28 protein-coding genes and 3 pseudogenes are annotated in these 21,110 nt (G+C 56.4%); 8 read left to right on the top strand and 23 right to left on the bottom strand.

Annotation, left to right across the window (positions count from 1 at the left end; all coding sequences use genetic code 11):
• Position 1: 1 nt before the first annotated feature.
• From O6D90_RS24230 to O6D90_RS24255, 6 genes are read right to left on the bottom strand one after another with little or no spacing between them, the layout of a single operon-like run.
• Positions 2-502: a hypothetical protein gene (locus O6D90_RS24230; protein ID WP_000647189.1), complete on the bottom strand. Its 501-nt coding sequence runs from the start codon at positions 500-502 to the stop codon at positions 2-4.
• Between the two features lie 8 nt (positions 503-510).
• Positions 511-822, bottom strand: coding sequence for a hypothetical protein (locus tag O6D90_RS24235; protein ID WP_002210541.1), 312 nt, complete (start codon positions 820-822; stop codon positions 511-513).
• Between the two features lie 5 nt (positions 823-827).
• Positions 828-1,334, bottom strand: coding sequence for a hypothetical protein (locus tag O6D90_RS24240; RefSeq protein WP_000566600.1), 507 nt, complete (start codon positions 1,332-1,334; stop codon positions 828-830).
• Complete coding sequence (locus tag O6D90_RS24245) at positions 1,327-2,001, bottom strand: thymidylate kinase (protein WP_000344151.1); 675 nt, start codon at positions 1,999-2,001, stop codon at positions 1,327-1,329. The genes O6D90_RS24240 and O6D90_RS24245 overlap by 8 nt, the downstream gene beginning before the upstream one ends.
• Positions 1,976-2,257 carry a hypothetical protein gene (locus O6D90_RS24250; protein ID WP_000044824.1) on the bottom strand — a complete coding sequence of 94 codons (282 nt, stop codon included), beginning with the start codon at positions 2,255-2,257 and terminating at the stop codon, positions 1,976-1,978. The genes O6D90_RS24245 and O6D90_RS24250 overlap by 26 nt, the downstream gene beginning before the upstream one ends.
• Complete coding sequence (locus O6D90_RS24255) at positions 2,250-2,627, bottom strand: hypothetical protein (RefSeq protein ID WP_001125905.1); 378 nt, start codon at positions 2,625-2,627, stop codon at positions 2,250-2,252. Before O6D90_RS24255 ends, O6D90_RS24250 begins: the two co-directional genes overlap by 8 nt.
• A 318-nt stretch (positions 2,628-2,945) precedes the next feature.
• Here O6D90_RS24255 and O6D90_RS24260 point away from each other — a divergent pair, with 318 nt between their 5' ends.
• Together O6D90_RS24260 and O6D90_RS24265 are read left to right on the top strand one after the other, a co-directional pair.
• Positions 2,946-3,089, top strand: a complete 144-nt coding sequence (locus O6D90_RS24260; protein ID WP_000939033.1) for a hypothetical protein — start codon at positions 2,946-2,948, stop codon at positions 3,087-3,089.
• Between the two features lie 91 nt (positions 3,090-3,180).
• Positions 3,181-3,816 carry an N-6 DNA methylase gene (locus tag O6D90_RS24265; protein ID WP_000074431.1) on the top strand — a complete coding sequence of 212 codons (636 nt, stop codon included), beginning with the start codon at positions 3,181-3,183 and terminating at the stop codon, positions 3,814-3,816.
• Positions 3,817-3,868: 52 nt separating this feature from the next.
• On the opposite strand, the gene O6D90_RS24270 is transcribed toward O6D90_RS24265, so the two are convergent.
• The 4 genes from O6D90_RS24270 to O6D90_RS24285 all read right to left on the bottom strand — a co-directional run bounded on the left by O6D90_RS24270 (position 3,869) and on the right by O6D90_RS24285 (position 6,645).
• Positions 3,869-4,141, bottom strand: coding sequence for a helix-turn-helix domain-containing protein (locus O6D90_RS24270; protein WP_000703827.1), 273 nt, complete (start codon positions 4,139-4,141; stop codon positions 3,869-3,871).
• A gap of 48 nt (positions 4,142-4,189) precedes the next feature.
• Positions 4,190-5,371, bottom strand: a complete 1,182-nt coding sequence (locus tag O6D90_RS24275; protein ID WP_001207227.1) for a ParB/RepB/Spo0J family partition protein — start codon at positions 5,369-5,371, stop codon at positions 4,190-4,192.
• Positions 5,372-5,374: 3 nt separating this feature from the next.
• On the bottom strand, positions 5,375-6,160 hold the full coding sequence (locus O6D90_RS24280) for a ParA family protein (RefSeq protein ID WP_001151304.1): 786 nt from the start codon (positions 6,158-6,160) through the stop codon (positions 5,375-5,377).
• A gap of 173 nt (positions 6,161-6,333) precedes the next feature.
• Positions 6,334-6,645 (bottom strand): hypothetical protein, encoded by a 312-nt coding sequence (locus O6D90_RS24285; RefSeq protein ID WP_000338945.1) that lies wholly within the window; start codon positions 6,643-6,645, stop codon positions 6,334-6,336.
• A gap of 303 nt (positions 6,646-6,948) precedes the next feature.
• On the opposite strand from O6D90_RS24285, the gene sul2 reads away from it, so the two are divergent.
• The 3 genes from sul2 to O6D90_RS24300 are packed head-to-tail and all read left to right on the top strand — an operon-like array spanning position 6,949 to position 9,464.
• Positions 6,949-7,764: a sulfonamide-resistant dihydropteroate synthase Sul2 gene (sul2, locus tag O6D90_RS24290; RefSeq protein ID WP_001043260.1), complete on the top strand. Its 816-nt coding sequence runs from the start codon at positions 6,949-6,951 to the stop codon at positions 7,762-7,764.
• A 60-nt stretch (positions 7,765-7,824) separates the two neighbouring features.
• Positions 7,825-8,628, top strand: coding sequence for an aminoglycoside O-phosphotransferase APH(3'')-Ib (aph(3'')-Ib, locus tag O6D90_RS24295; protein ID WP_001082319.1), 804 nt, complete (start codon positions 7,825-7,827; stop codon positions 8,626-8,628).
• Positions 8,628-9,464 carry an aminoglycoside O-phosphotransferase APH(6)-Id gene (locus O6D90_RS24300; protein WP_000480968.1) on the top strand — a complete coding sequence of 279 codons (837 nt, stop codon included), beginning with the start codon at positions 8,628-8,630 and terminating at the stop codon, positions 9,462-9,464. Before aph(3'')-Ib ends, O6D90_RS24300 begins: the two co-directional genes overlap by 1 nt.
• Positions 9,465-9,524: 60 nt before the next feature.
• Here the strand turns inward: O6D90_RS24300 and O6D90_RS24305 are convergent, their stop codons facing one another.
• Positions 9,525-10,229 (bottom strand): IS6-like element IS26 family transposase, encoded by a 705-nt coding sequence (locus tag O6D90_RS24305; protein ID WP_001067855.1) that lies wholly within the window; start codon positions 10,227-10,229, stop codon positions 9,525-9,527.
• Positions 10,230-10,293: 64 nt separating this feature from the next.
• Here O6D90_RS24305 and O6D90_RS24310 point away from each other — a divergent pair.
• Together O6D90_RS24310 and O6D90_RS24315 are read left to right on the top strand one after the other, a co-directional pair.
• Positions 10,294-10,548 (top strand): annotated as a pseudogene (locus O6D90_RS24310) (Tn3 family transposase); the annotation flags it as partial.
• A 57-nt stretch (positions 10,549-10,605) separates the two neighbouring features.
• Positions 10,606-10,848 (top strand): transposase, encoded by a 243-nt coding sequence (locus O6D90_RS24315; protein WP_000844627.1) that lies wholly within the window; start codon positions 10,606-10,608, stop codon positions 10,846-10,848.
• 31 nt (positions 10,849-10,879) lie between these two features.
• Here the strand turns inward: O6D90_RS24315 and tetR(A) are convergent, their stop codons facing one another.
• On the bottom strand, positions 10,880-11,530 hold the full coding sequence (gene tetR(A), locus O6D90_RS24320; RefSeq protein ID WP_000164043.1) for a tetracycline resistance transcriptional repressor TetR(A): 651 nt from the start codon (positions 11,528-11,530) through the stop codon (positions 10,880-10,882).
• 105 nt (positions 11,531-11,635) lie between these two features.
• Between tetR(A) and tet(A) the strand changes: the two genes are divergently transcribed.
• Positions 11,636-12,835 (top strand): tetracycline efflux MFS transporter Tet(A), encoded by a 1,200-nt coding sequence (tet(A), locus tag O6D90_RS24325; RefSeq protein ID WP_000804063.1) that lies wholly within the window; start codon positions 11,636-11,638, stop codon positions 12,833-12,835.
• Here the strand turns inward: tet(A) and O6D90_RS24330 are convergent.
• The 11 genes and pseudogenes from O6D90_RS24330 to aac(3)-IId all read right to left on the bottom strand — a co-directional run.
• Positions 12,781-12,990, bottom strand: a pseudogene (locus O6D90_RS24330) (IS91 family transposase); the annotation flags it as partial. The gene tet(A) and the pseudogene O6D90_RS24330 sit on opposite strands and share 55 nt — an antisense overlap.
• 111 nt (positions 12,991-13,101) lie before the next feature.
• Positions 13,102-13,407, bottom strand: coding sequence for a LysR family transcriptional regulator (locus O6D90_RS24335; protein ID WP_001255015.1), 306 nt, complete (start codon positions 13,405-13,407; stop codon positions 13,102-13,104).
• Between the two features lie 27 nt (positions 13,408-13,434).
• On the bottom strand, positions 13,435-14,649 hold the full coding sequence (gene floR / locus O6D90_RS24340; RefSeq protein WP_023300759.1) for a chloramphenicol/florfenicol efflux MFS transporter FloR: 1,215 nt from the start codon (positions 14,647-14,649) through the stop codon (positions 13,435-13,437).
• Between the two features lie 216 nt (positions 14,650-14,865).
• Positions 14,866-15,750: a DUF3363 domain-containing protein gene (locus tag O6D90_RS24345; protein WP_021598067.1), complete on the bottom strand. Its 885-nt coding sequence runs from the start codon at positions 15,748-15,750 to the stop codon at positions 14,866-14,868.
• A gap of 30 nt (positions 15,751-15,780) precedes the next feature.
• Entirely contained in the window at positions 15,781-17,274 is a 1,494-nt protein-coding gene (locus O6D90_RS24350; RefSeq protein WP_001120888.1) for an IS91-like element ISCR2 family transposase, read from the bottom strand.
• 210 nt (positions 17,275-17,484) lie between these two features.
• Positions 17,485-17,709: a hypothetical protein gene (locus O6D90_RS24355; RefSeq protein ID WP_000743213.1), complete on the bottom strand. Its 225-nt coding sequence runs from the start codon at positions 17,707-17,709 to the stop codon at positions 17,485-17,487.
• Positions 17,706-18,443 (bottom strand): recombinase family protein, encoded by a 738-nt coding sequence (locus tag O6D90_RS24360; RefSeq protein ID WP_001366550.1) that lies wholly within the window; start codon positions 18,441-18,443, stop codon positions 17,706-17,708. The genes O6D90_RS24355 and O6D90_RS24360 overlap by 4 nt, the downstream gene beginning before the upstream one ends.
• Before the next feature lie 485 nt (positions 18,444-18,928).
• Complete coding sequence (locus O6D90_RS24365; protein WP_001044210.1) at positions 18,929-19,069, bottom strand: hypothetical protein; 141 nt, start codon at positions 19,067-19,069, stop codon at positions 18,929-18,931.
• A 5-nt stretch (positions 19,070-19,074) separates the two neighbouring features.
• Positions 19,075-19,779, bottom strand: a complete 705-nt coding sequence (locus O6D90_RS24370) for an IS6-like element IS26 family transposase (protein WP_001067855.1) — start codon at positions 19,777-19,779, stop codon at positions 19,075-19,077.
• A 62-nt stretch (positions 19,780-19,841) separates the two neighbouring features.
• A pseudogene (locus O6D90_RS24375) lies at positions 19,842-20,135 on the bottom strand (tunicamycin resistance protein); the annotation flags it as partial.
• A 12-nt stretch (positions 20,136-20,147) separates the two neighbouring features.
• Entirely contained in the window at positions 20,148-21,008 is an 861-nt protein-coding gene (aac(3)-IId, locus tag O6D90_RS24380) for an aminoglycoside N-acetyltransferase AAC(3)-IId (protein WP_000557454.1), read from the bottom strand.
• Positions 21,009-21,110 lie beyond the last annotated feature (102 nt).

Below are 21,110 nucleotides of genomic sequence, written 5' to 3' on the forward strand. Positions count from 1 at the left end.
GTCAACCTCTTTTCTTCTTGTTTTGCTCGCGCTTCACCATTGCTCCAGCAGCTTTCAGAAGTCTCTGGTTCTCCGCCAGCTCCTCTTGGAGTTCCTGAGTATCCTCTTCTGTCTGAGGCTTTTTCAGCTCGGCCTCGCAATATTGGACCTCTTCCTGCAAGCTGACTTTCGCAAACTTGAGAGCGGCCAGTCGCGTCGTATAAACGCCAAAAGGCAATTCGCCACCTTCCCGGAACTGCTTCAAACACCAGCTCGGTATAGATGGCAACCAACCAAAGTCCCCATTCTTCCGTGACCTTTTCCCCCACGTAATCCCATCTAACTTTTGGGCAAGATTGACATAGCGTTGATCGCTGGTTGAGTTGCGTCGTTTCTGAATAGAGCGAACTATCCACTCTGTAACCTCGACCTTTGCTTTATCATCATCAGAGATGTAATAAAGGGCTGCGTACAACACAGCGCCTTTACGAATGACTGATGGTGGGTATGCCTGGGCTTTCATCTATCCCCCTATCGCTTTTTCTGTCCGACAAGACGGAGATGATCGGCGGCCAAGTCATACTGCTCGTTTTTGTCGCGGCGGCGGAATCTGTCAAAAAACTTCCCTCGTGGCAGGGTTTCTTCCATAGCGATCAGGCGGTTCAGCCACACTTCTTGAGGTAGCATCCCTGCTGGAGTCGGCCCGAGCTTACGTCCTTCCTTGACGTGCTCCATTGTTTGCGTGGCAGTAAAAATCGCACCACCAAACTTTCTCCACTTGAATTGCAGGGGCATATCTGGAGACTCATCCAGCATCAATTTCTTATTGGTTTGTTCTGTCACGACAATTACTCCACCATCCATTCTTCACTAAGCAGGAACGCCCAGCGCTCTTCTGCTTTTTCTGGGTTGTCTTTGGCCTGTTTGATCATGATCTCGGCGGCGTTAAAGCCTACCTCTCCACTGAACCGGCCCCATGAATGGCTATGCCACTCGCGCATCACACTTCGGCCAAGCGATGCAAGTTCTGGACTTACACCCTCATGGAGGGCATAGAGCTCCCAAGCATCCCACCCGTATCGTAATAGGTTGTGCCCTGGGGCGTTAAAGGCCTGAGCAGCCTTGAACCGCTCTCCAGGCTCCTTCCCTCTAACATCCACACCCTGGAGCACCAACCCCATTACCACTTCAATGACCGGCTCGCGTTGCTTCTTTGCCAGCTCGATGGCAGCCACCAGCATTGCTTTGGCGTCAGCAAATTTCCCATGCCCTTGGCACATACCGCAGGTTTCTTTGGAAGGGGAAAAGTCATAAACACCGGAACCAGCACAGAGGCGGCATGTCATGTCAATCATGGGCTCTTCTCTCCTCATACTCTTCGATGCGCTCTTTCAGACGCTGAACCACTGGTGCGAGCTCAGGGATAGCTTCCGCTTCCTCAAGCGTGTATCGCTTGTCTTCCTGGTAATCGACTATTTGAGGAGGCCTTGGCTGTTTAGGGAACTCAGCAAAGTCATTCAGCGACATCGAGGTAGGAAGTCCTCCTTCAATCTCACCTTTTTCGTTGAGTGACTGGGTGACGATAAGCTGTGTTCCGCCCACCTCGGTATCAAAGCGGTCATCAAAGCGCTCACCGATAGTCCAGCCGCCACGGCCAAGAACACAGGTCGTACTCATACGTAGGCGATTGAATGCTTTAGCGTCATCCCAGTTCAAAGGATTTTCATCCATGAGGAAAAAAGGCGCTTCGTCCCGAACGAACACCTTGGACTTGGCGTTATCGAAGATCGGCCCAAACACCCCCTGCTGGAGGTATGGTTCGACCTTCTCTGCAAGATCCTGGTGCCCTTGAGAACGCAGCGCCTCATAGAGCTGGGTGATTGTTTGTTTGCCGGTGCCCGGAAGGCAGGACAATACTGTCTGCTTTTCCTCGTCACTCAGGCTTACCATTCTGGACAAAAAGCTGACTACCAGCTCGTTGTGCCCATCGACCGTTTCAATGTTGAGCTTGTTCTCGTCCATCTTCTTCCTCAGTAATCGGTTCGATAAATTCAATGGAGTCCATGCTTACATGACTGATAATGGCTTTCAGGCCGCAGCAGTCGCATGGTTCAAAGGTCAGTTCTGATCCCTTGGGAGACTGATGCGTGACCGTTGCCACAGCCCCTAGAGGGATCACCCCCCAGCCGTTTTTTAGTACCCGAGTAGTTCTGACCAGCCGACCTTTGTACTCTCGTTTCAGTTTCGGATGCGGCACTACCGCATATCGCTTACTCATTTCGGTCCCCTTGTACCAAAGGCTCGACAACCAGCTCTTGAGCTTCGTCCCAGTCGGACACCTTTGCATCACCAAACGCAAAGGCAATTCGCATAGCCACTGTCGGCCTGCCTATTTTCATCAAGTAAGCCGCAGCACCGGCACACATCGACTCTTGTCCCGAAGGTGCATAGTTACCCTCTTCATCCCATTCACCACCTGACTTTGAATGCACGGTCTTGTGGCAATGAAACGTCGTCATGTCGTTTTCAACGATGTCGTTGATGATGCCTTCTAATCGCCCAGGGACCAGCTCGATAGCGCCCTCCTTCCGGAATGGACAGTTGGCGCAAGGTTTCTTCAAACGGAGATGATTTGCTTGCTTTGGCATACATATCACTTTTACAGTATCATTTTATGATTCTATGATATAGCCATATTCCGTGTAGTCAATATCTCACTAACAATTACTTTCTATCGGACGCTTACGCGCCCATTTTGGGCAGATAGACAAGTTATTTGGGCGTTTGGAGTGTGCGAGGTGGACAGCGGGGAGACTTTCACATGTGAAAGTTTTGTTTCTTGGTATCGTTTTATTGTCCCTTGATATTATTTTATGATGCTGTAATAATCATAAATAAGGGCCGCATCGCTCTTCGACCTTCGTTGCAGCCCTTACAACACAATCAAGCAATTAAGGAGCTTTGTTATGCTGCAAGGCAATACTAACACGAATAAGCGCATCCCGCTCGCGGCGTTCATGAAATGGCCGCTGGCGAAACGTCAGGACTTCATCGACCGGGAAATGTCCGGTTGCCCCGACTTTATCAAGACGTCTTTGCTTCGGCATTAAGGCGATCAGGCAGGAAAGCAAAGAACCTCGCTTCGGCGGGGTTCTTCGTTTCTACCTCTTGAATGTTTCGTCAGAACAAACTGGAGCGCTTATGTCACCAGAAACACAGCAACTTACATCCAAGGCTTTATCTCTCATCGAGCAGTCCCGATACAGAATGGGCACATCTCGGTTTGTTGAGGCCTTTATTGACCAGTGGGCATACTTGCAGACTGGCCTATACCCAGCCAAGGAGGAGATCCCGGAAGAACTTCAGCCGGTCGCCTTCGAGCTCTCTCACGTCCTGTCTGCCGCCATTAAGCGCGACCCCACCAGCGATGTTTTGGGTTACGTCCTAAGCATGTCTGGCTTCCACAAGAAGGGCACCAATTACTTCCCCACTCCTCCAGAGATTGGCCGCTTGATGTCACTCATTGTTGGCTCACAGTCTTCGGCAGACTTTTATGAGCCCTGCTGTGGTTCTGGCATCAACGCCATTCACTGGATGGAAAACCTGATCGAGAACCACGGTCCCGAAGCATTGAGAGAAGCCTCAATCTACCTGGAAGACATCGATCCGTTGATGGTGAAGTGCTGCATGATCCAGCTATTCCATTATTTCGAGTCCCGCAATACCACTCCCAAAACGCTGAGTATCGTCGGCATAGACACCCTTAGCAGACGAACCAAGAACATCGCCTACTACGCCGAAAAACCTCCAGCAACCGCCGCTACCGTGGCAGCATAAAAAAACCCGCCGATTGGCGGGTTTTGCATTCAATGCGCTGCTCTATGGCACCTTACAGTTTTCCGTACCGGTTCAAGAACGAAGACCTGTCTAAGATCCCCCAGTCTGTCAGCATGTAGTAGCCGGTGGCACCTCGTTCGCCGGTAGACTCCCTGACGAACAAGATATTCATTCCGAACTCATCACGCAGGGCAGACAACTGTCTCTTGATCGTTGATTCAGGAATATTTGTTGCCTTGTGAAGGTCTTGGAGACTTGGCTTCTCCGTTTTAGACAGGGCATTCACCAAAGCAAATTTTCTTTTCATGTCCTGTGAGATCTTCATATTCACCTGTTCTTGACAGGCCCAACCTCTCTGGCTGGGCCTCCTTTATTAGCCTTCGACACTCAGGAGTTCAATGTCTGACACAGGCACATGAACATGCTTTTCCTTGCCTTCGCCATCGAGCGTTTTAACCCAGACAGTAGACGGAACCAGAGCAACACGGTCGGTCATGATGACTCCACGTTTGGTCTCGCCATCCAGGTTAACGTTGACAGCAAAAATCAAACTGTCAGCCCGGACGTTCTTCCATTCCTTGTCCTTCGGCAGAGGAGGAAGAGCATCACCGCCTTCTTCATCTTTGTCCTTGCCGCTGTTATCTGGCTGCTTGACAGGATCTTTGTGCTCACCCTCTTCATCACGCAAAGGGTCTTCGTCATCATCGTCCTGACCATTGGAATTTTTACCCCCTTCCAGTTCCTCCTGGGCAAGGTTCAGGTCGTCATTCCCGGTTTGTTCCGACGTACCATCCCCACCCGAGTTGAGGGATTGCTCGTCGGTGTTGCCAGCGCCAAGCTCATCATTCTGGTGGGAGCCAGTCAGTGGGCCTTTTTCCATTTCGTCTTTGATACGTTTGGCATCATTCAGCAGCTCACGGCTTTGTTTACGAGTAATCCCGTCAGACATAGCCACCGCGCAGACGGCGCGACATCTTTCTTCATTCAGATCGAACAAGAGACGAAGGTTATTCAAGGTCTCTGTATCAGAACATACTTCATTATCGTATAACTCACGCACACAGTCAGGTAGCTTGAGCAACGACAGATGCGTAGATACGAAAGTGATATTCTTACCGAGCCGATCAGCAATATCCTTTTGCTTCCAACCTTCTTCAATAAACAGGTTTAACGCCTCGGCAATCTCTACCGGAGTCAAGTCATCCCGCTGGATGTTTTCGATCAGCTCACCAGCAGTCTCGTCCAAGTTGTTCTGGACCTTATCATTCACCACCAAGTCAATGGTCTCGATACCAGCGTGTTTACACGCTCTCCAACGCCGCTCCCCTTTTTGGATGACGAACTTGCCTTCTTCGTTCTTCGGGAACACGATGATCGGAGACTGCTGCCCTTCGGTCAGCAAGGTTGCCGCCAGCTCTTCAATGTTACGGAAGCGCTTACGAACCTGGACCTTGGATACAACGTCGTCAACAGGTACGGTAAGAACCTCTTTGCCTTTCTTGCCTTTGGCGGCTTTAGCAAGTTCGGACAGGCCTTTTAAATTGTTCAATGCCATCGCTTAGCCCACCTTCTCTAATAGTTCTTCCAACACCGCCTCAACTTCTTTGGCCGCGACATGTCCATAGCGAAGCTCCCAGACAGGGATGCCATCAGTCGTCGCCGTATCGAGCGGAGGCCGGTGCATAATTTTGTTCTCAAACAACAGATCCGGAACTGTGTTCTCCAGCGACTTGAGGGCTTTGTCGTGATTGACAGAGCGGTCCATGTCGTTGATCACGATGCCCAGGATCTCCAAATCTTGGTTGTACGCCTCGCGCACACCAATAATCGTGTTCAGGAGACCTTCTACGCCGTCCACAGCGAAGCCAGAGAGCTTTACTGGACATGCCACATGGGTAGACATCACCAACGCTGCCACCAGCTTTCTGCCGAGGCTAGGCGGACAATCAATCAGCACGTAGTCGTAGTTCTCAAACAGCTCAGCCAAATGGCGAGCCGGATTCATGGCCTGGTCAAGAGGCACAGCCTCCATCTCAAACAGATCCGGGTCGTTTTTCGGCGTATGAATGAGGTCTGCACCGCAAGGGCAGTGCATGACCTCAATGCCGTCCAGCTCGTAAGCGAACAGCTCTGCGGTTTTGGTTCCTGTGAGGATGGGCTCGTAGTCACCATCCTCAAGCTCTCGTCTGGGGGCCAGTCGAGAGGACGTGTTCCCCTGACCATCCATATCCAAGACCAGCACTTTCTTTTTCTTCTGTAACGCCAGATAAAAGGCCTGCTGGATACAGAGGGTACTCTTACCCACTCCGCCTTTCTGGTTGGCGAAGCTGATTACTTTTGCCATACCCACCTCTATTTTGGTTTCTCGCAGGTGATCAAGACCACCCCCAAACTTTCACATGTGAAAGATTGTAGCGATCATAAAATGATACTGCAATATCTAATTATGGTTCTGTTAAAACAAACTTTAAACAAAAAAACGGCCATGAAGGCCGCTTATTGACAAGGTTTGTGCTGTCAGCGCAATTGATTTGCTGCTCCAAGCCCATTCGCCAATAACTGCATCGCATCGTTGAACAGCGCGGAGCCCCGTTCCGGTGTGAGCAATTCCGGCATATCTTCTCGCGGCCAAGTACCGGCTACTTGAATGAGCAAACTGGCAGCCCAGTGGATCTGCTTTTCTTCACTTTCATCGGCCAGAGTGCATACGACGGGGAAACCGTACTTACGCCCCCAGCGACTCACCTCTTTGAACGATACCAGCTCAGGCTTTTGCAAATCCCGGCTGTAGGCCTCAGCTATCATGTGGTTCAGTTCTTTAGCGTCCATTTATCCCACTCTATTGTAAACAAGACATTTTTATCTTTTATATTCAATGGCTTATTTTCCTGCTAATTGGTAATACCATGAAAAATACCATGCTCAGAAAAGGCTTAACAATATTTTGAAAAATTGCCTACTGAGCGCTGCCGCACAGCTCCATAGGCCGCTTTCCTGGCTTTGCTTCCAGATGTATGCTATTCTGCTCCTGCAGCTAATGGATCACCGCAAACAGGTTACTCGCCTGGGGATTCCCTTTCGACCCGAGCATCCGTATGAGACTCATGCTCGATTATTATTATAGAAGCCCCCATGAATAAATCGCTCATCATTTTCGGCATCGTCAACATAACCTCGGACAGTTTCTCCGATGGAGGCCGGTATCTGGCGCCAGACGCAGCCATTGCGCAGGCGCGTAAGCTGATGGCCGAGGGGGCAGATGTGATCGACCTCGGTCCGGCATCCAGCAATCCCGACGCCGCGCCTGTTTCGTCCGACACAGAAATCGCGCGTATCGCGCCGGTGCTGGACGCGCTCAAGGCAGATGGCATTCCCGTCTCGCTCGACAGTTATCAACCCGCGACGCAAGCCTATGCCTTGTCGCGTGGTGTGGCCTATCTCAATGATATTCGCGGTTTTCCAGACGCTGCGTTCTATCCGCAATTGGCGAAATCATCTGCCAAACTCGTCGTTATGCATTCGGTGCAAGACGGGCAGGCAGATCGGCGCGAGGCACCCGCTGGCGACATCATGGATCACATTGCGGCGTTCTTTGACGCGCGCATCGCGGCGCTGACGGGTGCCGGTATCAAACGCAACCGCCTTGTCCTTGATCCCGGCATGGGGTTTTTTCTGGGGGCTGCTCCCGAAACCTCGCTCTCGGTGCTGGCGCGGTTCGATGAATTGCGGCTGCGCTTCGATTTGCCGGTGCTTCTGTCTGTTTCGCGCAAATCCTTTCTGCGCGCGCTCACAGGCCGTGGTCCGGGGGATGTCGGGGCCGCGACACTCGCTGCAGAGCTTGCCGCCGCCGCAGGTGGAGCTGACTTCATCCGCACACACGAGCCGCGCCCCTTGCGCGACGGGCTGGCGGTATTGGCGGCGCTGAAAGAAACCGCAAGAATTCGTTAACTGCACATTCGGGATATTTCTCTATATTCGCGCTTCATCAGAAAACTGAAGGAACCTCCATTGAATCGAACTAATATTTTTTTTGGTGAATCGCATTCTGACTGGTTGCCTGTCAGAGGCGGAGAATCTGGTGATTTTGTTTTTCGACGTGGTGACGGGCATGCCTTCGCGAAAATCGCACCTGCTTCCCGCCGCGGTGAGCTCGCTGGAGAGCGTGACCGCCTCATTTGGCTCAAAGGTCGAGGTGTGGCTTGCCCCGAGGTCATCAACTGGCAGGAGGAACAGGAGGGTGCATGCTTGGTGATAACGGCAATTCCGGGAGTACCGGCGGCTGATCTGTCTGGAGCGGATTTGCTCAAAGCGTGGCCGTCAATGGGGCAGCAACTTGGCGCTGTTCACAGCCTATCGGTTGATCAATGTCCGTTTGAGCGCAGGCTGTCGCGAATGTTCGGACGCGCCGTTGATGTGGTGTCCCGCAATGCCGTCAATCCCGACTTCTTACCGGACGAGGACAAGAGTACGCCGCAGCTCGATCTTTTGGCTCGTGTCGAACGAGAGCTACCGGTGCGGCTCGACCAAGAGCGCACCGATATGGTTGTTTGCCATGGTGATCCCTGCATGCCGAACTTCATGGTGGACCCTAAAACTCTTCAATGCACGGGTCTGATCGACCTTGGGCGGCTCGGAACAGCAGATCGCTATGCCGATTTGGCACTCATGATTGCTAACGCCGAAGAGAACTGGGCAGCGCCAGATGAAGCAGAGCGCGCCTTCGCTGTCCTATTCAATGTATTGGGGATCGAAGCCCCCGACCGCGAACGCCTTGCCTTCTATCTGCGATTGGACCCTCTGACTTGGGGTTGATGTTCATGCCGCCTGTTTTTCCTGCTCATTGGCACGTTTCGCAACCTGTTCTCATTGCGGACACCTTTTCCAGCCTCGTTTGGAAAGTTTCATTGCCAGACGGGACTCCTGCAATCGTCAAGGGATTGAAACCTATAGAAGACATTGCTGATGAACTGCGCGGGGCCGACTATCTGGTATGGCGCAATGGGAGGGGAGCAGTCCGGTTGCTCGGTCGTGAGAACAATCTGATGTTGCTCGAATATGCCGGGGAGCGAATGCTCTCTCACATCGTTGCCGAGCACGGCGACTACCAGGCGACCGAAATTGCAGCGGAACTAATGGCGAAGCTGTATGCCGCATCTGAGGAACCCCTGCCTTCTGCCCTTCTCCCGATCCGGGATCGCTTTGCAGCTTTGTTTCAGCGGGCGCGCGATGATCAAAACGCAGGTTGTCAAACTGACTACGTCCACGCGGCGATTATAGCCGATCAAATGATGAGCAATGCCTCGGAACTGCGTGGGCTACATGGCGATCTGCATCATGAAAACATCATGTTCTCCAGTCGCGGCTGGCTGGTGATAGATCCCGTCGGTCTGGTCGGTGAAGTGGGCTTTGGCGCCGCCAATATGTTCTACGATCCGGCTGACAGAGACGACCTTTGTCTCGATCCTAGACGCATTGCACAGATGGCGGACGCATTCTCTCGTGCGCTGGACGTCGATCCGCGTCGCCTGCTCGACCAGGCGTACGCTTATGGGTGCCTTTCCGCAGCTTGGAACGCGGATGGAGAAGAGGAGCAACGCGATCTAGCTATCGCGGCCGCGATCAAGCAGGTGCGACAGACGTCATACTAGATATCAAGGGCACTGTTGCAAAGTTAGCGATGAGGCAGCCTTTTGTCTTATTCAAAGGCCTTACATTTCAAAAACTCTGCTTACCAGGCGCATTTCGCCCAGGGGATCACCATAATAAAATGCTGAGGCCTGGCCTTTGCGTAGTGCACGCATCACCTCAATACCTTTGATGGTGGCGTAAGCCGTCTTCATGGATTTAAATCCCAGCGTGGCGCCGATTATCCGTTTCAGTTTGCCATGATCGCATTCAATCACGTTGTTCCGGTACTTAATCTGTCGGTGTTCAACGTCAGACGGGCACCGGCCTTCGCGTTTGAGCAGAGCAAGCGCGCGACCATAGGCGGGCGCTTTATCCGTGTTGATGAATCGCGGGATCTGCCACTTCTTCACGTTGTTGAGGATTTTACCCAGAAACCGGTATGCAGCTTTGCTGTTACGACGGGAGGAGAGATAAAAATCGACAGTGCGGCCCCGGCTGTCGACGGCCCGGTACAGATACGCCCAGCGGCCATTGACCTTCACGTAGGTTTCATCCATGTGCCACGGGCAAAGATCGGAAGGGTTACGCCAGTACCAGCGCAGCCGTTTTTCCATTTCAGGCGCATAACGCTGAACCCAGCGGTAAATCGTGGAGTGATCGACATTCACTCCGCGTTCAGCCAGCATCTCCTGCAGCTCACGGTAACTGATGCCGTATTTGCAGTACCAGCGTACGGCCCACAGAATGATGTCACGCTGAAAATGCCGGCCTTTGAATGGGTTCATGTGCAGCTCCATCAGCAAAAGGGGATGATAAGTTTATCACCACCGACTATTTGCAACAGTGCCCTTCGAGCAGCAGCGCTACCGGGCCAGCGGCCTCAACCTGGTGACGGCGGCTATCGTGCTGTGGAACACGGTGTACCTGGAACGCGCCACCCAGGGGTTGGTCGAGGCCGGCAAGCCGGTGGACGGCGAGCTGCTGCAATTCCTGTCGCCGCTGGGCTGGGAGCACATCAACCTAACCGGCGATTACGTCTGGCGGCAGAGCCGCAGACTGGAAGACGGGAAGTTTCGGCCCTTACGGATGCCCGGAAAACCTTAGCGTACGATTTTTTCCGAATTCTGCGGGCTCCCCTATCTCATCTGCGCAAGGCAGAACGTGAAGACGGCCGCCCTGGACCTCGCCCGCGAGCGCCAGGCGCACGAGGCCGGCGCGCGGACCCGCGCCACGGCCCACGAGCGGACGCCGCAGCAGGAGCGCCAGAAGGCCGCCAGAGAGGCCGAGCGCGGCCGTGAGGCTTGGACGCTAGGGCAGGGCATGAAAAAGCCCGTAGCGGGCTGCTACGGGCGTCTGACGCGGTGGAAAGGGGGAGGGGATGTTGTCTACATGGCTCTGCTGTAGTGAGTGGGTTGCGCTCCGGCAGCGGTCCTGATCAATCGTCACCCTTTCTCGGTCCTTCAACGTTCCTGACAACGAGCCTCCTTTTCGCCAATCCATCGACAATCACCGCGAGTCCCTGCTCGAACGCTGCGTCCGGACCGGCTTCGTCGAAGGCGTCTATCGCGGCCCGCAACAGCGGCGAGAGCGGAGCCTGTTCAACGGTGCCGCCGCGCTCGCCGGCATCGCTGTCGCCGGCCTGCTCCTCAAGCACGGCCCCAACAGTGAAGTAGCTGATTGTCATCAGCGCATTGACGGCGTCCCCGGCCGAAAAACCCGCCTCGCAGAGGAAGCGAAGCTGCGCGTCGGCCGTTTCCATCTGCGGTGCGCCCGGTCGCGTGCCGGCATGGATGCGCGCGCCATCGCGGTAGGCGAGCAGCGCCTGCCTGAAGCTGCGGGCATTCCCGATCAGAAATGAGCGCCAGTCGTCGTCGGCTCTCGGCACCGAATGCGTATGATTCTCCGCCAGCATGGCTTCGGCCAGTGCGTCGAGCAGCGCCCGCTTGTTCCTGAAGTGCCAGTAAAGCGCCGGCTGCTGAACCCCCAACCGTTCCGCCAGTTTGCGTGTCGTCAGACCGTCTACGCCGACCTCGTTCAACAGGTCCAGGGCGGCACGGATCACTGTATTCGGCTGCAACTTTGTCATGCTTGACACTTTATCACTGATAAACATAATATGTCCACCAACTTATCAGTGATAAAGAATCCGCGCGTTCAATCGGACCAGCGGAGGCTGGTCCGGAGGCCAGACGTGAAACCCAACAGACCCCTGATCGTAATTCTGAGCACTGTCGCGCTCGACGCTGTCGGCATCGGCCTGATTATGCCGGTGCTGCCGGGCCTCCTGCGCGATCTGGTTCACTCGAACGACGTCACCGCCCACTATGGCATTCTGCTGGCGCTGTATGCGTTGATGCAATTTGCCTGCGCACCTGTGCTGGGCGCGCTGTCGGATCGTTTCGGGCGGCGGCCGGTCTTGCTCGTCTCGCTGGCCGGCGCTGCTGTCGACTACGCCATCATGGCGACGGCGCCTTTCCTTTGGGTTCTCTATATCGGGCGGATCGTGGCCGGCATCACCGGGGCGACTGGGGCGGTAGCCGGCGCTTATATTGCCGATATCACTGATGGCGATGAGCGCGCGCGGCACTTCGGCTTCATGAGCGCCTGTTTCGGGTTCGGGATGGTCGCGGGACCTGTGCTCGGTGGGCTGATGGGCGGTTTCTCCCCCCACGCTCCGTTCTTCGCCGCGGCAGCCTTGAACGGCCTCAATTTCCTGACGGGCTGTTTCCTTTTGCCGGAGTCGCACAAAGGCGAACGCCGGCCGTTACGCCGGGAGGCTCTCAACCCGCTCGCTTCGTTCCGGTGGGCCCGGGGCATGACCGTCGTCGCCGCCCTGATGGCGGTCTTCTTCATCATGCAACTTGTCGGACAGGTGCCGGCCGCGCTTTGGGTCATTTTCGGCGAGGATCGCTTTCACTGGGACGCGACCACGATCGGCATTTCGCTTGCCGCATTTGGCATTCTGCATTCACTCGCCCAGGCAATGATCACCGGCCCTGTAGCCGCCCGGCTCGGCGAAAGGCGGGCACTCATGCTCGGAATGATTGCCGACGGCACAGGCTACATCCTGCTTGCCTTCGCGACACGGGGATGGATGGCGTTCCCGATCATGGTCCTGCTTGCTTCGGGTGGCATCGGAATGCCGGCGCTGCAAGCAATGTTGTCCAGGCAGGTGGATGAGGAACGTCAGGGGCAGCTGCAAGGCTCACTGGCGGCGCTCACCAGCCTGACCTCGATCGTCGGACCCCTCCTCTTCACGGCGATCTATGCGGCTTCTATAACAACGTGGAACGGGTGGGCATGGATTGCAGGCGCTGCCCTCTACTTGCTCTGCCTGCCGGCGCTGCGTCGCGGGCTTTGGAGAAATTCTTCAAATTCCCGTTGCACATAGCCCGGCAATTCCTTTCCCTGCTCTGCCATAAGCGCAGCGAATGCCGGGTAATACTCGTCAACGATCTGATAGAGAAGGGTTTGCTCGGGTCGGTGGCTCTGGTAACGACCAGTATCCCGATCCCGGCTGGCCGTCCTGGCCGCCACATGAGGCATGTTCCGCGTCCTTGCAATACTGTGTTTACATACAGTCTATCGCTTAGCGGAAAGTTCTTTTACCCTCAGCCGAAATGCCTGCCGTTGCTAGACATTGCCAGCCAGTGCCCGTCACTCCGCGGTCTTCACTGCGTGATCGAGTTGATCGACACCCGCCGTGACACGCTCCATGAAGTGCCTGCCTGCGTCTGTTAGCCGAACGCCCCGCGCATGGCGCTCAAATAGCAGGACACCAAGGTTATCCTCCAGCGCTTTCACACGCGCGCTGACGCTCGACTGGCTGATACCAAGTGCCTTGGCCGCATGCCGAAAATTCAGATGCTCGGCGACGGCGATGAACTGAACAAGGGAAATGAGCGGTATCCTGCCAGACAGGATACCGACATTCACGAGGTTTCGATGGTTAGTGCGCCGCATCGGAGCGGGCCTGCTACCAGTCGTCGGTTAGACGACTGGCGACTTCTCGGTGGCAGCCCCACGGAGCCGAAGGAGCACCAGCCCCAACGAAACCAGTACCGCCATCGCCGTGGCGTAACAGATCACGGGCCACGCTGTGTCACCGTTTAAAAGTGCCACCGCCAATGTCCCGACAATGCTGACTATCAGGCTTTGAACGCAGAAGTAGAACGCGACCGCTGATCCCGCGATGTCGTCGAACTCTGCCAAAGCGCCGTTCGCGGTAACGGACACCGTGAAGACAATACCGACCGCGACAACCCACATCGGTAGGATGAAGGTGAGGAATGACGGCGAGCCGTAAAGTTCGCCGATCCCCAACAGGACCGCTCCGCAAACAAGCAACGCCATCCCACGCGCCACGCATCCTGCGATGCCCCATCTGGCGACAAAGGACTTCGCGAAACGGGTTGTCACGATCATTACAAGCGCGACAGTGGCGAAGGCAAAGCTGAATCCGATCTCGGAATATTCCGCTTGGCCTATGAGCACACGGGGAGCCGTCGAGAAGAAGACGAAGTAGGTGCCCATACCGGCGCTAAAGCCGACAGTGTAAACCCAAAAAGCCGGACTCGCGAAGATCGGCAAGACAGATCGGCGCGTCTTGACTTGATCCAGAGGGCGGGTTTCGTGCCACCTGAAACCCGCATTTAGGAGTGCGAGCATCGCCAGTATAGCCAAAGTAATGAATATCGCCTGCCATCCCAAGAACTCGCCGATCAATGTTCCGGCGATAGGGCCGAGCGCAGGCACGAACGCCAGCATCGAACTGAAAAGGCCGTAGATGACGACACCCTCAGGACGGTTGGCATAAACGTCGCGAACCGTCGCGAACGTCGCCACCAGCATGGCCGACGCGCCCACTGCTTGAAGTAGACGGAAAGCGACAAAGGCCGGTGCAGTTGAAGACCAAGCTGCTCCCAGAGACGCAATGACGAAAGCCGTTGCGCCCGCAAGTAGAATTGGCCGTCGCCCGATTCTGTCTGAGAGCGGACCAAAAATCACCTGGCCCACGCCGAGCATCACCATATAGAGGCTCAACGTGAGTTGGATCATAGCGGGCGTCGTGTTCAGGATGCCGGGCATCGCTGGAACGACAGGGAGATAAATATCCATCGCCAGTGAAGCGAGGATGTCGAAAGGAGCCATCAGCAGCAGTGCTGCCGGCAGCGTATAGGCCCACGCGGGGCGTGTGGTGGTCATGACGAATCAACCCTCGATTAAGGAATACCGGGCGACGTCTGCTCGTCAGCAATCAGATGAGACTAGCCTTACAGAGCGCCGCAACAACAATACTGGTTGTTGCGGCTTACTTGTCTGCTGACTTGGAATTTCCCATCTGATTACTCCACGCTTACGAATATGAATTGCTACATTTTATCCGATTATCTTTTGCTTCGCAATGCGGCATGGGCGCACTCAGCGTTCCAGCCCCCTCTGCCGCCCTAACTGCCACGACACCGACCCGCCCTGCACGATGCCCATAACCTCGCGGCCGAGTTGGCGGTCGATGATCGGCCGCCACGGGACAAGGGTGAACTCATGGGATTTCTCGACCACGGCGAACTTGCCGCTCGATAGATGCACGGTTCCGGTAAACTTGCCGCTGACGCTCTCGCCGTCCGTGGCGGCGCGGAACGGCAGGCCCTTACTCAAAGCCATATCCGATCCGACGCCGGCTACCTCGCGCTCCCGCAGGATGGCGAGAAGGTTGCGCCGGTAGAAGACGCGGCTGTCCCGGCTGCGGGTGGCGTCGCCCTGTTCGATATGGTGCTCGCGGCGCTGGTCCATGGCTTCGCGGACTTGTTGCCCGAAGCCGGTTGGCGCAAGGTCGGCCGTCTCGCCGTGGATCAGCCGCCGGTCCAGCCAGGTCGCGCCGTCCGATCCGATCTGTTTGTTCAGATCGACCGGGGAAAGGACGCGAACGCTGGCCTGACTGTCTCGGCCGGCGTCATGGGCGGCGGCACGGCTGACCAGATCATTGGGGATGCGCCATTGGTCGGCGTCGATCCGCTCGACGATACCGGCCCGGCGTAGCGCCTCCAGCCGGCGCACATGGGCATCGACATAGCCCTCATAGTCGCCGCCTGGAACGCGGCACGTATAGGAAGAATAAACGCCCTTTTCACCCAAGTCCAACAGCTTTGGACCGCAGTTGACTCTTTCGACACCCCTGCGATGCAACCCAATCCGGCTGACGGGGAGCCAGCAACGCTGAAAATTTACCCTCCTCTTTCCCACTAGCGGCTCCTTTTCCGACAACCAGCACGGCGGATCCCTGCCGCGGCGCTGTGAACGCAGCATTTTGATTGGTATCGTTGGCCTTCAGGCTCGTCAGTCAAACAGACCCAGGAGCAGCTCAGCCGGTGGCGCCCGGCTTTCGGGTAACGCCCTGGTCCCGCTGGTTTCGGCTTTGTGCTTCAGGTGATCAAGGATCTGCTTGATCACTATAGGGTCTTCAATGCAGGCGATGACTTTCATGGCGCCGCCGCAGCCGCTGCAGGTCTCGATGTCGATATTGAAAACACGCTTGAGCCGTTGCGCCCATGTCATCGACGCTCGCCGTTGTGCTGGTGTTGCCGGTTCATCAGCCACCCTGACCTTGTTGCCCCTGCCCCGTTTTGCCGGCGTGACCAACGCCCGGTGCCGACTGTTGGGTGCGAACACCCCGTGGAAGCGGGTTAGGTTGACTCTGGGCTTCGGTACCAGGGCGGCCAGCCTTGCAATGAAATCCAATGGTTCGAAAATGACGTGCGTGGTGCCGTCCCGGTACGGCGTCTTGAGCTGGTAGCGCACGTTGCCGCCTCGTGTTAACGACAGCCGCTTCTCGGATACCGCCGGGCGGCTGATGTACCGGCACAGCCGTTCGAGCTTCTTGCGTTCATCGGCCCTGGCCGCCACGCCGGCGTGCAGGCTGGACCCGGCTACCTTGCCAATCCCGTCACCGAACGGATCACCACTGGTCGGCAGAGTTTGCAAAGTGAACACCTTTCGCCCCGCCTGTGAACCGACAGCGATACGGTAAGTGATCGAGTGCCCCAGCAGGGGTGTCATCGGGTCGTCATCCACCGCATCCGAGGCCAGATAGCTGTTTTCGACATCCCGTTCCAGCAGGCCTTGCCGTTCCAGATAGCGACCCACCCGGTGGGCGATGGTGTGCGTCAGCTGGGTGAGCTCTGGGCTGGTCGGCGCCTTGACCCAGCGGAAACGCGCTGAGCCGTGGGATTGCTCGACATACACACCGTCGAGAAACAGCATGTGGAAGTGAACATTCAGATTGAGCGCCGATCCAAAACGCTGGATCAGGGTGACCGCGCCCGTCTTGGCCACTTGGTGGGTATGGCCCGCTTTCTTGACCAGGTGCGTGGCAATGACGCGGTAAACGATGCCCAGCACCCACCCCATGATCTCGGGCCGGCTGGCAAACAGGAAACGCAGCTGAAACGGGAAGCTCAACACCCACTGACGCATGGGTTGTTCAGGCAGTACTTCATCAACCAGCAAGGCGGCACTTTCGGCCATCCGCCGCGCCCCACAGCTCGGGCAGAAACCGCGACGCTTACAGCTGAAAGCGACCAGGTGCTCGGCGTGGCAAGACTCGCAGCGAACCCGTAGAAAGCCATGCTCCAGCCGCCCGCATTGGAGAAATTCTTCAAATTCCCGTTGCACATAGCCCGGCAATTCCTTTCCCTGCTCTGCCATAAGCGCAGCGAATGCCGGGTAATACTCGTCAACGATCTGATAGAGAAGGGTTTGCTCGGGTCGGTGGCTCTGGTAACGACCAGTATCCCGATCCCGGCTGGCCGTCCTGGCCGCCACATGAGGCATGTTCCGCGTCCTTGCAATACTGTGTTTACATACAGTCTATCGCTTAGCGGAAAGTTCTTTTACCCTCAGCCGAAATGCCTGCCGTTGCTAGACATTGCCAGCCAGTGCCCGTCACTCCCACTCGATTGTAAACAAGCACACAAAACCCTTTAGTGACAACAATTTGCAAGAACTATCAGGCTCAGTGCCATGAAAAATACCATGACCAGATCATGAGGTTGAACACGGCTTGCGCCGGCAGCGTTCACGCTCCTGGTCGGCGATCTCGCCCGGCTGCAATGCTAGCTCAGCATCGGTCATGCGCTCCAGCACGTCGCGTAGGCGGATGGTGCAAGGAATGGGCGGCAGCTCGAACTCATAGCCGCCGGCGATCATTTCGGCCGCAATCTCCTCGGTGATGAAAAACGGCTCGTCGTCTTGGTTCGGCTTCTTCATGCCCTTTCCTCCTGGCGCTCATCCTGGCCGACAGCGGCCAGGGCATCGGCTTCCGTCAATGCGTCCTCCACGAACGCGCCGTGCTGCTTCGCTTCGGCCTGGCTGACCTCGGCCCATATCCGTTTCACCTGGGCCGCACTGTACCCGGCCAGCTCGGCGGTCTTGTTGATGCTGTAGCCGGACTTGCGCAGCGCGACAACTTGGGCGCGGCGCTTCGGATCAGCACGGCGGCCCTTGTACCGCCCGGCCTGGCGGGCCAACTCAATGCCTTGGCGCTGGCGTTCGCGCCTGTCCTCGTAGTCGTCGCGGGCCATCTGCAAGGCCAGGCGAAAAAGCATGATCTGCACGGCTTCCAGCACGATCTTGGCGACGCCCTGGGCCTCGGCCGCCAGGTCGGATAGATCGACCACGCCAGGGACGGCCAGGCGTGCGCCTTTGGCCTGTATCGAGGCCACCAGGCGCTCGGCCTCGGGCAAAGGTAGGCGGCTGATGCGGTCGATCTTCTCGGCAATGACCACCTCGCCGGGCTGTAGGTCGCCGATCATGCGCAGCAGCTCAGGCCGGTCGGCGCGTGCGCCGGATGCCTTCTCACGGTAGATGCCGGCGACGTAGTAGCCGGCGGCCTTCGCGGCCGTAGTGATCGCCTCTTGGCGTTCCAAGTCCTGCGCGTCGGTGCTGACGCGCAGATAGACCCGCGCCACCATCGGCGCGGCTACTGGCTTCGTCCTGCGCATACTTGCGGGCTCCTTTGGGCATACGCAAAGTGTCCGGTCATGCTACCCCCGGCCAAAAAGGCCGTCATGCGATTTATCTTGGCCGGGTCGTTATTGGCGGGTCTAAATGGCCGCTCCGTGGATCTCATCGCCAGAAATGGCGATGCGAGATCCAGGGCAGGGCGGCCGCCATCGTCAGACCTGGCGATGGTCGACGCCGGCGCGCATCGTCGGATGTGGCGATGCGAGCTCGAGGTCGGTGGCCACCGCCGGCGACCTGGTGCCATCGTCGGCAATGGCGATGCTGCAGCTCGACGTGCGCGGCCTGGTCGTCTCGGCATCGTCGGATGCGGCGATGCTCGAGCGAGGCGAAAAAAAACCGCCTCGGGGTGTCCGAGGCGGCAAGTCTGCATGCGGTTCAGGGAGGAAGAAACCGCGCCGGCGATCAGGGAGGAAAACCGCGCGGCCTGATGTGCAGCTCGGCCACTTTAGCCGGATTTTTCGACTTATCCGATGCGAGCGGCCCGCCGTGGGCGCTGCTCGATCTGCTGTTGCTTTTTCTCGACGTGCTTCTGCTCCTGGTGCTGCTGCTCGTCGCGCGGCACTGTTGCAAAGTTAGCGATGAGGCAGCCTTTTGTCTTATTCAAAGGCCTTACATTTCAAAAACTCTGCTTACCAGGCGCATTTCGCCCAGGGGATCACCATAATAAAATGCTGAGGCCTGGCCTTTGCGTAGTGCACGCATCACCTCAATACCTTTGATGGTGGCGTAAGCCGTCTTCATGGATTTAAATCCCAGCGTGGCGCCGATTATCCGTTTCAGTTTGCCATGATCGCATTCAATCACGTTGTTCCGGTACTTAATCTGTCGGTGTTCAACGTCAGACGGGCACCGGCCTTCGCGTTTGAGCAGAGCAAGCGCGCGACCATAGGCGGGCGCTTTATCCGTGTTGATGAATCGCGGGATCTGCCACTTCTTCACGTTGTTGAGGATTTTACCCAGAAACCGGTATGCAGCTTTGCTGTTACGACGGGAGGAGAGATAAAAATCGACAGTGCGGCCCCGGCTGTCGACGGCCCGGTACAGATACGCCCAGCGGCCATTGACCTTCACGTAGGTTTCATCCATGTGCCACGGGCAAAGATCGGAAGGGTTACGCCAGTACCAGCGCAGCCGTTTTTCCATTTCAGGCGCATAACGCTGAACCCAGCGGTAAATCGTGGAGTGATCGACATTCACTCCGCGTTCAGCCAGCATCTCCTGCAGCTCACGGTAACTGATGCCGTATTTGCAGTACCAGCGTACGGCCCACAGAATGATGTCACGCTGAAAATGCCGGCCTTTGAATGGGTTCATGTGCAGCTCCATCAGCAAAAGGGGATGATAAGTTTATCACCACCGACTATTTGCAACAGTGCCATCCGCCTTACCCCGTCGAGTATCTCAGTCAGATAGTCCGGGTGCACGAGCGTCATTGGGATGATGATGTCCTGCGAGTAATTCCTTCGAATCTCCCTGACCGCCGCGATCGTAAGTCCCCTCCACAAGGGGAGATCCTGATAGTCTCCGCTCGCTGGCATGGGGACCGTTTCTTTCACCACGAACCCGATTTCCTCGGGGTCAAAGATCAGCGATTTGGAACGCCGATCGCGCAGCCGCTTAGCGAGCGTCGTCTTTCCGGCGCCGAAAGGTCCGTTGATCCAGATTATCATTGTCGACGGCCTCTAACCTGAAGGCTCGCAAGAGCGCTCGACGGCCTCGTGCGGAGGCACGATCGGAGTGGTTCCGAAATGCTTCTCAAGATAGGTGACGCCGAACGTCACGATGTCCTGCGCGTCGAACAGGTAGCACTGAGCAAAGCCCACGACACCTTCTCGATGGCGACCGAGCTTCACGTAAGCATTTGCTATAGTTTCAACCGCATCCGGCTTTCCTTCGATAGCAAAGCAATCGAGAATGCCGTTTGAATCGTAATCCGATGCCGTTTTCCAGGCGACTTCACCGTCTCTTCCAAGCATCGGCATCTCATACGTCACCCACCGTTTGTTGGGGATATCGGCAACCGCCTCGGCGTAGTGCAATGCGGTAACGGAGTTTAGCGGCGCACCCAACAGCAGGGCCTTCCCGCCAAGGCGAACGAACCGCTCGACGGGCGATCCTTCCCCCAAGGCGTGACCGAGTTCGTGAGGCTCCGTCAGCGTTTCAGCCAGCGGACCAACCGCGACCATCGATGCATCGGGGTGCGCGCTGCGCCGCGCGCCGGGGGCTTGAACCAGAAATTGATTCAGCAGGCCGAACCCACGGTAAGTCCCGGCTGTTGCGGGATCGAACGGCAGCCAGGTACGGCGGGCTTCGTCATCCAGCCGAGCGCCATTCAGAGTCTCCTCGTAGGGTGATCGGTCCCACGACGCGTATCCCATCACAGTGCCAGTCGGCCCAACCGCGGAGCGTAACGCGGCAACGACCGTCTCCGCTCCTCCTTCGACCGGACCAATCGCTTTAAGTGAGGCATGCACCATCAAGAGGTCACCGGTTTGGACTCCGAGTTTTTGAAGCGCCTCCGTTATTGCCTTCCGCGTATGCATCGCGATATCTCCTCTAAACTGCAAAACACTATACGGGGTCTGACGCTCAGTGGAACGAAAACTCACGTTAAGGGATTTTGGTCATGAGATTATCAAAAAGGA

The sequence above is a fragment of the Citrobacter sp. 21OH12SH02A-Citro genome (assembly GCF_027919895.1).
Classification (GTDB): domain Bacteria; phylum Pseudomonadota; class Gammaproteobacteria; order Enterobacterales; family Enterobacteriaceae; genus Citrobacter; species Citrobacter braakii.

What these genes read in the sequence shown, in the direction of transcription:
- O6D90_RS24230 (WP_000647189.1), bottom strand. Translation starts at nt 502, where the DNA reads ATGAAAGCCCAGGCATACCCACCATCAGTCATTCGTAAAGGCGCTGTG.
- O6D90_RS24240 (WP_000566600.1), bottom strand. Translation starts at nt 1,334, where the DNA reads ATGATTGACATGACATGCCGCCTCTGTGCTGGTTCCGGTGTTTATGAC.
- O6D90_RS24245 (WP_000344151.1), bottom strand. Translation starts at nt 2,001, where the DNA reads ATGGACGAGAACAAGCTCAACATTGAAACGGTCGATGGGCACAACGAG.
- O6D90_RS24250 (WP_000044824.1), bottom strand. Translation starts at nt 2,257, where the DNA reads ATGAGTAAGCGATATGCGGTAGTGCCGCATCCGAAACTGAAACGAGAG.
- O6D90_RS24255 (WP_001125905.1), bottom strand. Translation starts at nt 2,627, where the DNA reads ATGCCAAAGCAAGCAAATCATCTCCGTTTGAAGAAACCTTGCGCCAAC.
- O6D90_RS24260 (WP_000939033.1), top strand. Translation starts at nt 2,946, where the DNA reads ATGCTGCAAGGCAATACTAACACGAATAAGCGCATCCCGCTCGCGGCG.
- O6D90_RS24265 (WP_000074431.1), top strand. Translation starts at nt 3,181, where the DNA reads ATGTCACCAGAAACACAGCAACTTACATCCAAGGCTTTATCTCTCATC.
- O6D90_RS24270 (WP_000703827.1), bottom strand. Translation starts at nt 4,141, where the DNA reads ATGAAGATCTCACAGGACATGAAAAGAAAATTTGCTTTGGTGAATGCC.
- O6D90_RS24275 (WP_001207227.1), bottom strand. Translation starts at nt 5,371, where the DNA reads ATGGCATTGAACAATTTAAAAGGCCTGTCCGAACTTGCTAAAGCCGCC.
- O6D90_RS24280 (WP_001151304.1), bottom strand. Translation starts at nt 6,160, where the DNA reads ATGGCAAAAGTAATCAGCTTCGCCAACCAGAAAGGCGGAGTGGGTAAG.
- O6D90_RS24285 (WP_000338945.1), bottom strand. Translation starts at nt 6,645, where the DNA reads ATGGACGCTAAAGAACTGAACCACATGATAGCTGAGGCCTACAGCCGG.
- sul2 (WP_001043260.1), top strand. Translation starts at nt 6,949, where the DNA reads ATGAATAAATCGCTCATCATTTTCGGCATCGTCAACATAACCTCGGAC.
- O6D90_RS24300 (WP_000480968.1), top strand. Translation starts at nt 8,628, where the DNA reads ATGTTCATGCCGCCTGTTTTTCCTGCTCATTGGCACGTTTCGCAACCT.
- O6D90_RS24305 (WP_001067855.1), bottom strand. Translation starts at nt 10,229, where the DNA reads ATGAACCCATTCAAAGGCCGGCATTTTCAGCGTGACATCATTCTGTGG.
- O6D90_RS24335 (WP_001255015.1), bottom strand. Translation starts at nt 13,407, where the DNA reads ATGCGGCGCACTAACCATCGAAACCTCGTGAATGTCGGTATCCTGTCT.
- floR (WP_023300759.1), bottom strand. Translation starts at nt 14,649, where the DNA reads ATGACCACCACACGCCCCGCGTGGGCCTATACGCTGCCGGCAGCACTG.
- O6D90_RS24345 (WP_021598067.1), bottom strand. Translation starts at nt 15,750, where the DNA reads ATGCTGCGTTCACAGCGCCGCGGCAGGGATCCGCCGTGCTGGTTGTCG.
- O6D90_RS24350 (WP_001120888.1), bottom strand. Translation starts at nt 17,274, where the DNA reads ATGCCTCATGTGGCGGCCAGGACGGCCAGCCGGGATCGGGATACTGGT.
- O6D90_RS24355 (WP_000743213.1), bottom strand. Translation starts at nt 17,709, where the DNA reads ATGAAGAAGCCGAACCAAGACGACGAGCCGTTTTTCATCACCGAGGAG.
- O6D90_RS24360 (WP_001366550.1), bottom strand. Translation starts at nt 18,443, where the DNA reads ATGCGCAGGACGAAGCCAGTAGCCGCGCCGATGGTGGCGCGGGTCTAT.
- O6D90_RS24370 (WP_001067855.1), bottom strand. Translation starts at nt 19,779, where the DNA reads ATGAACCCATTCAAAGGCCGGCATTTTCAGCGTGACATCATTCTGTGG.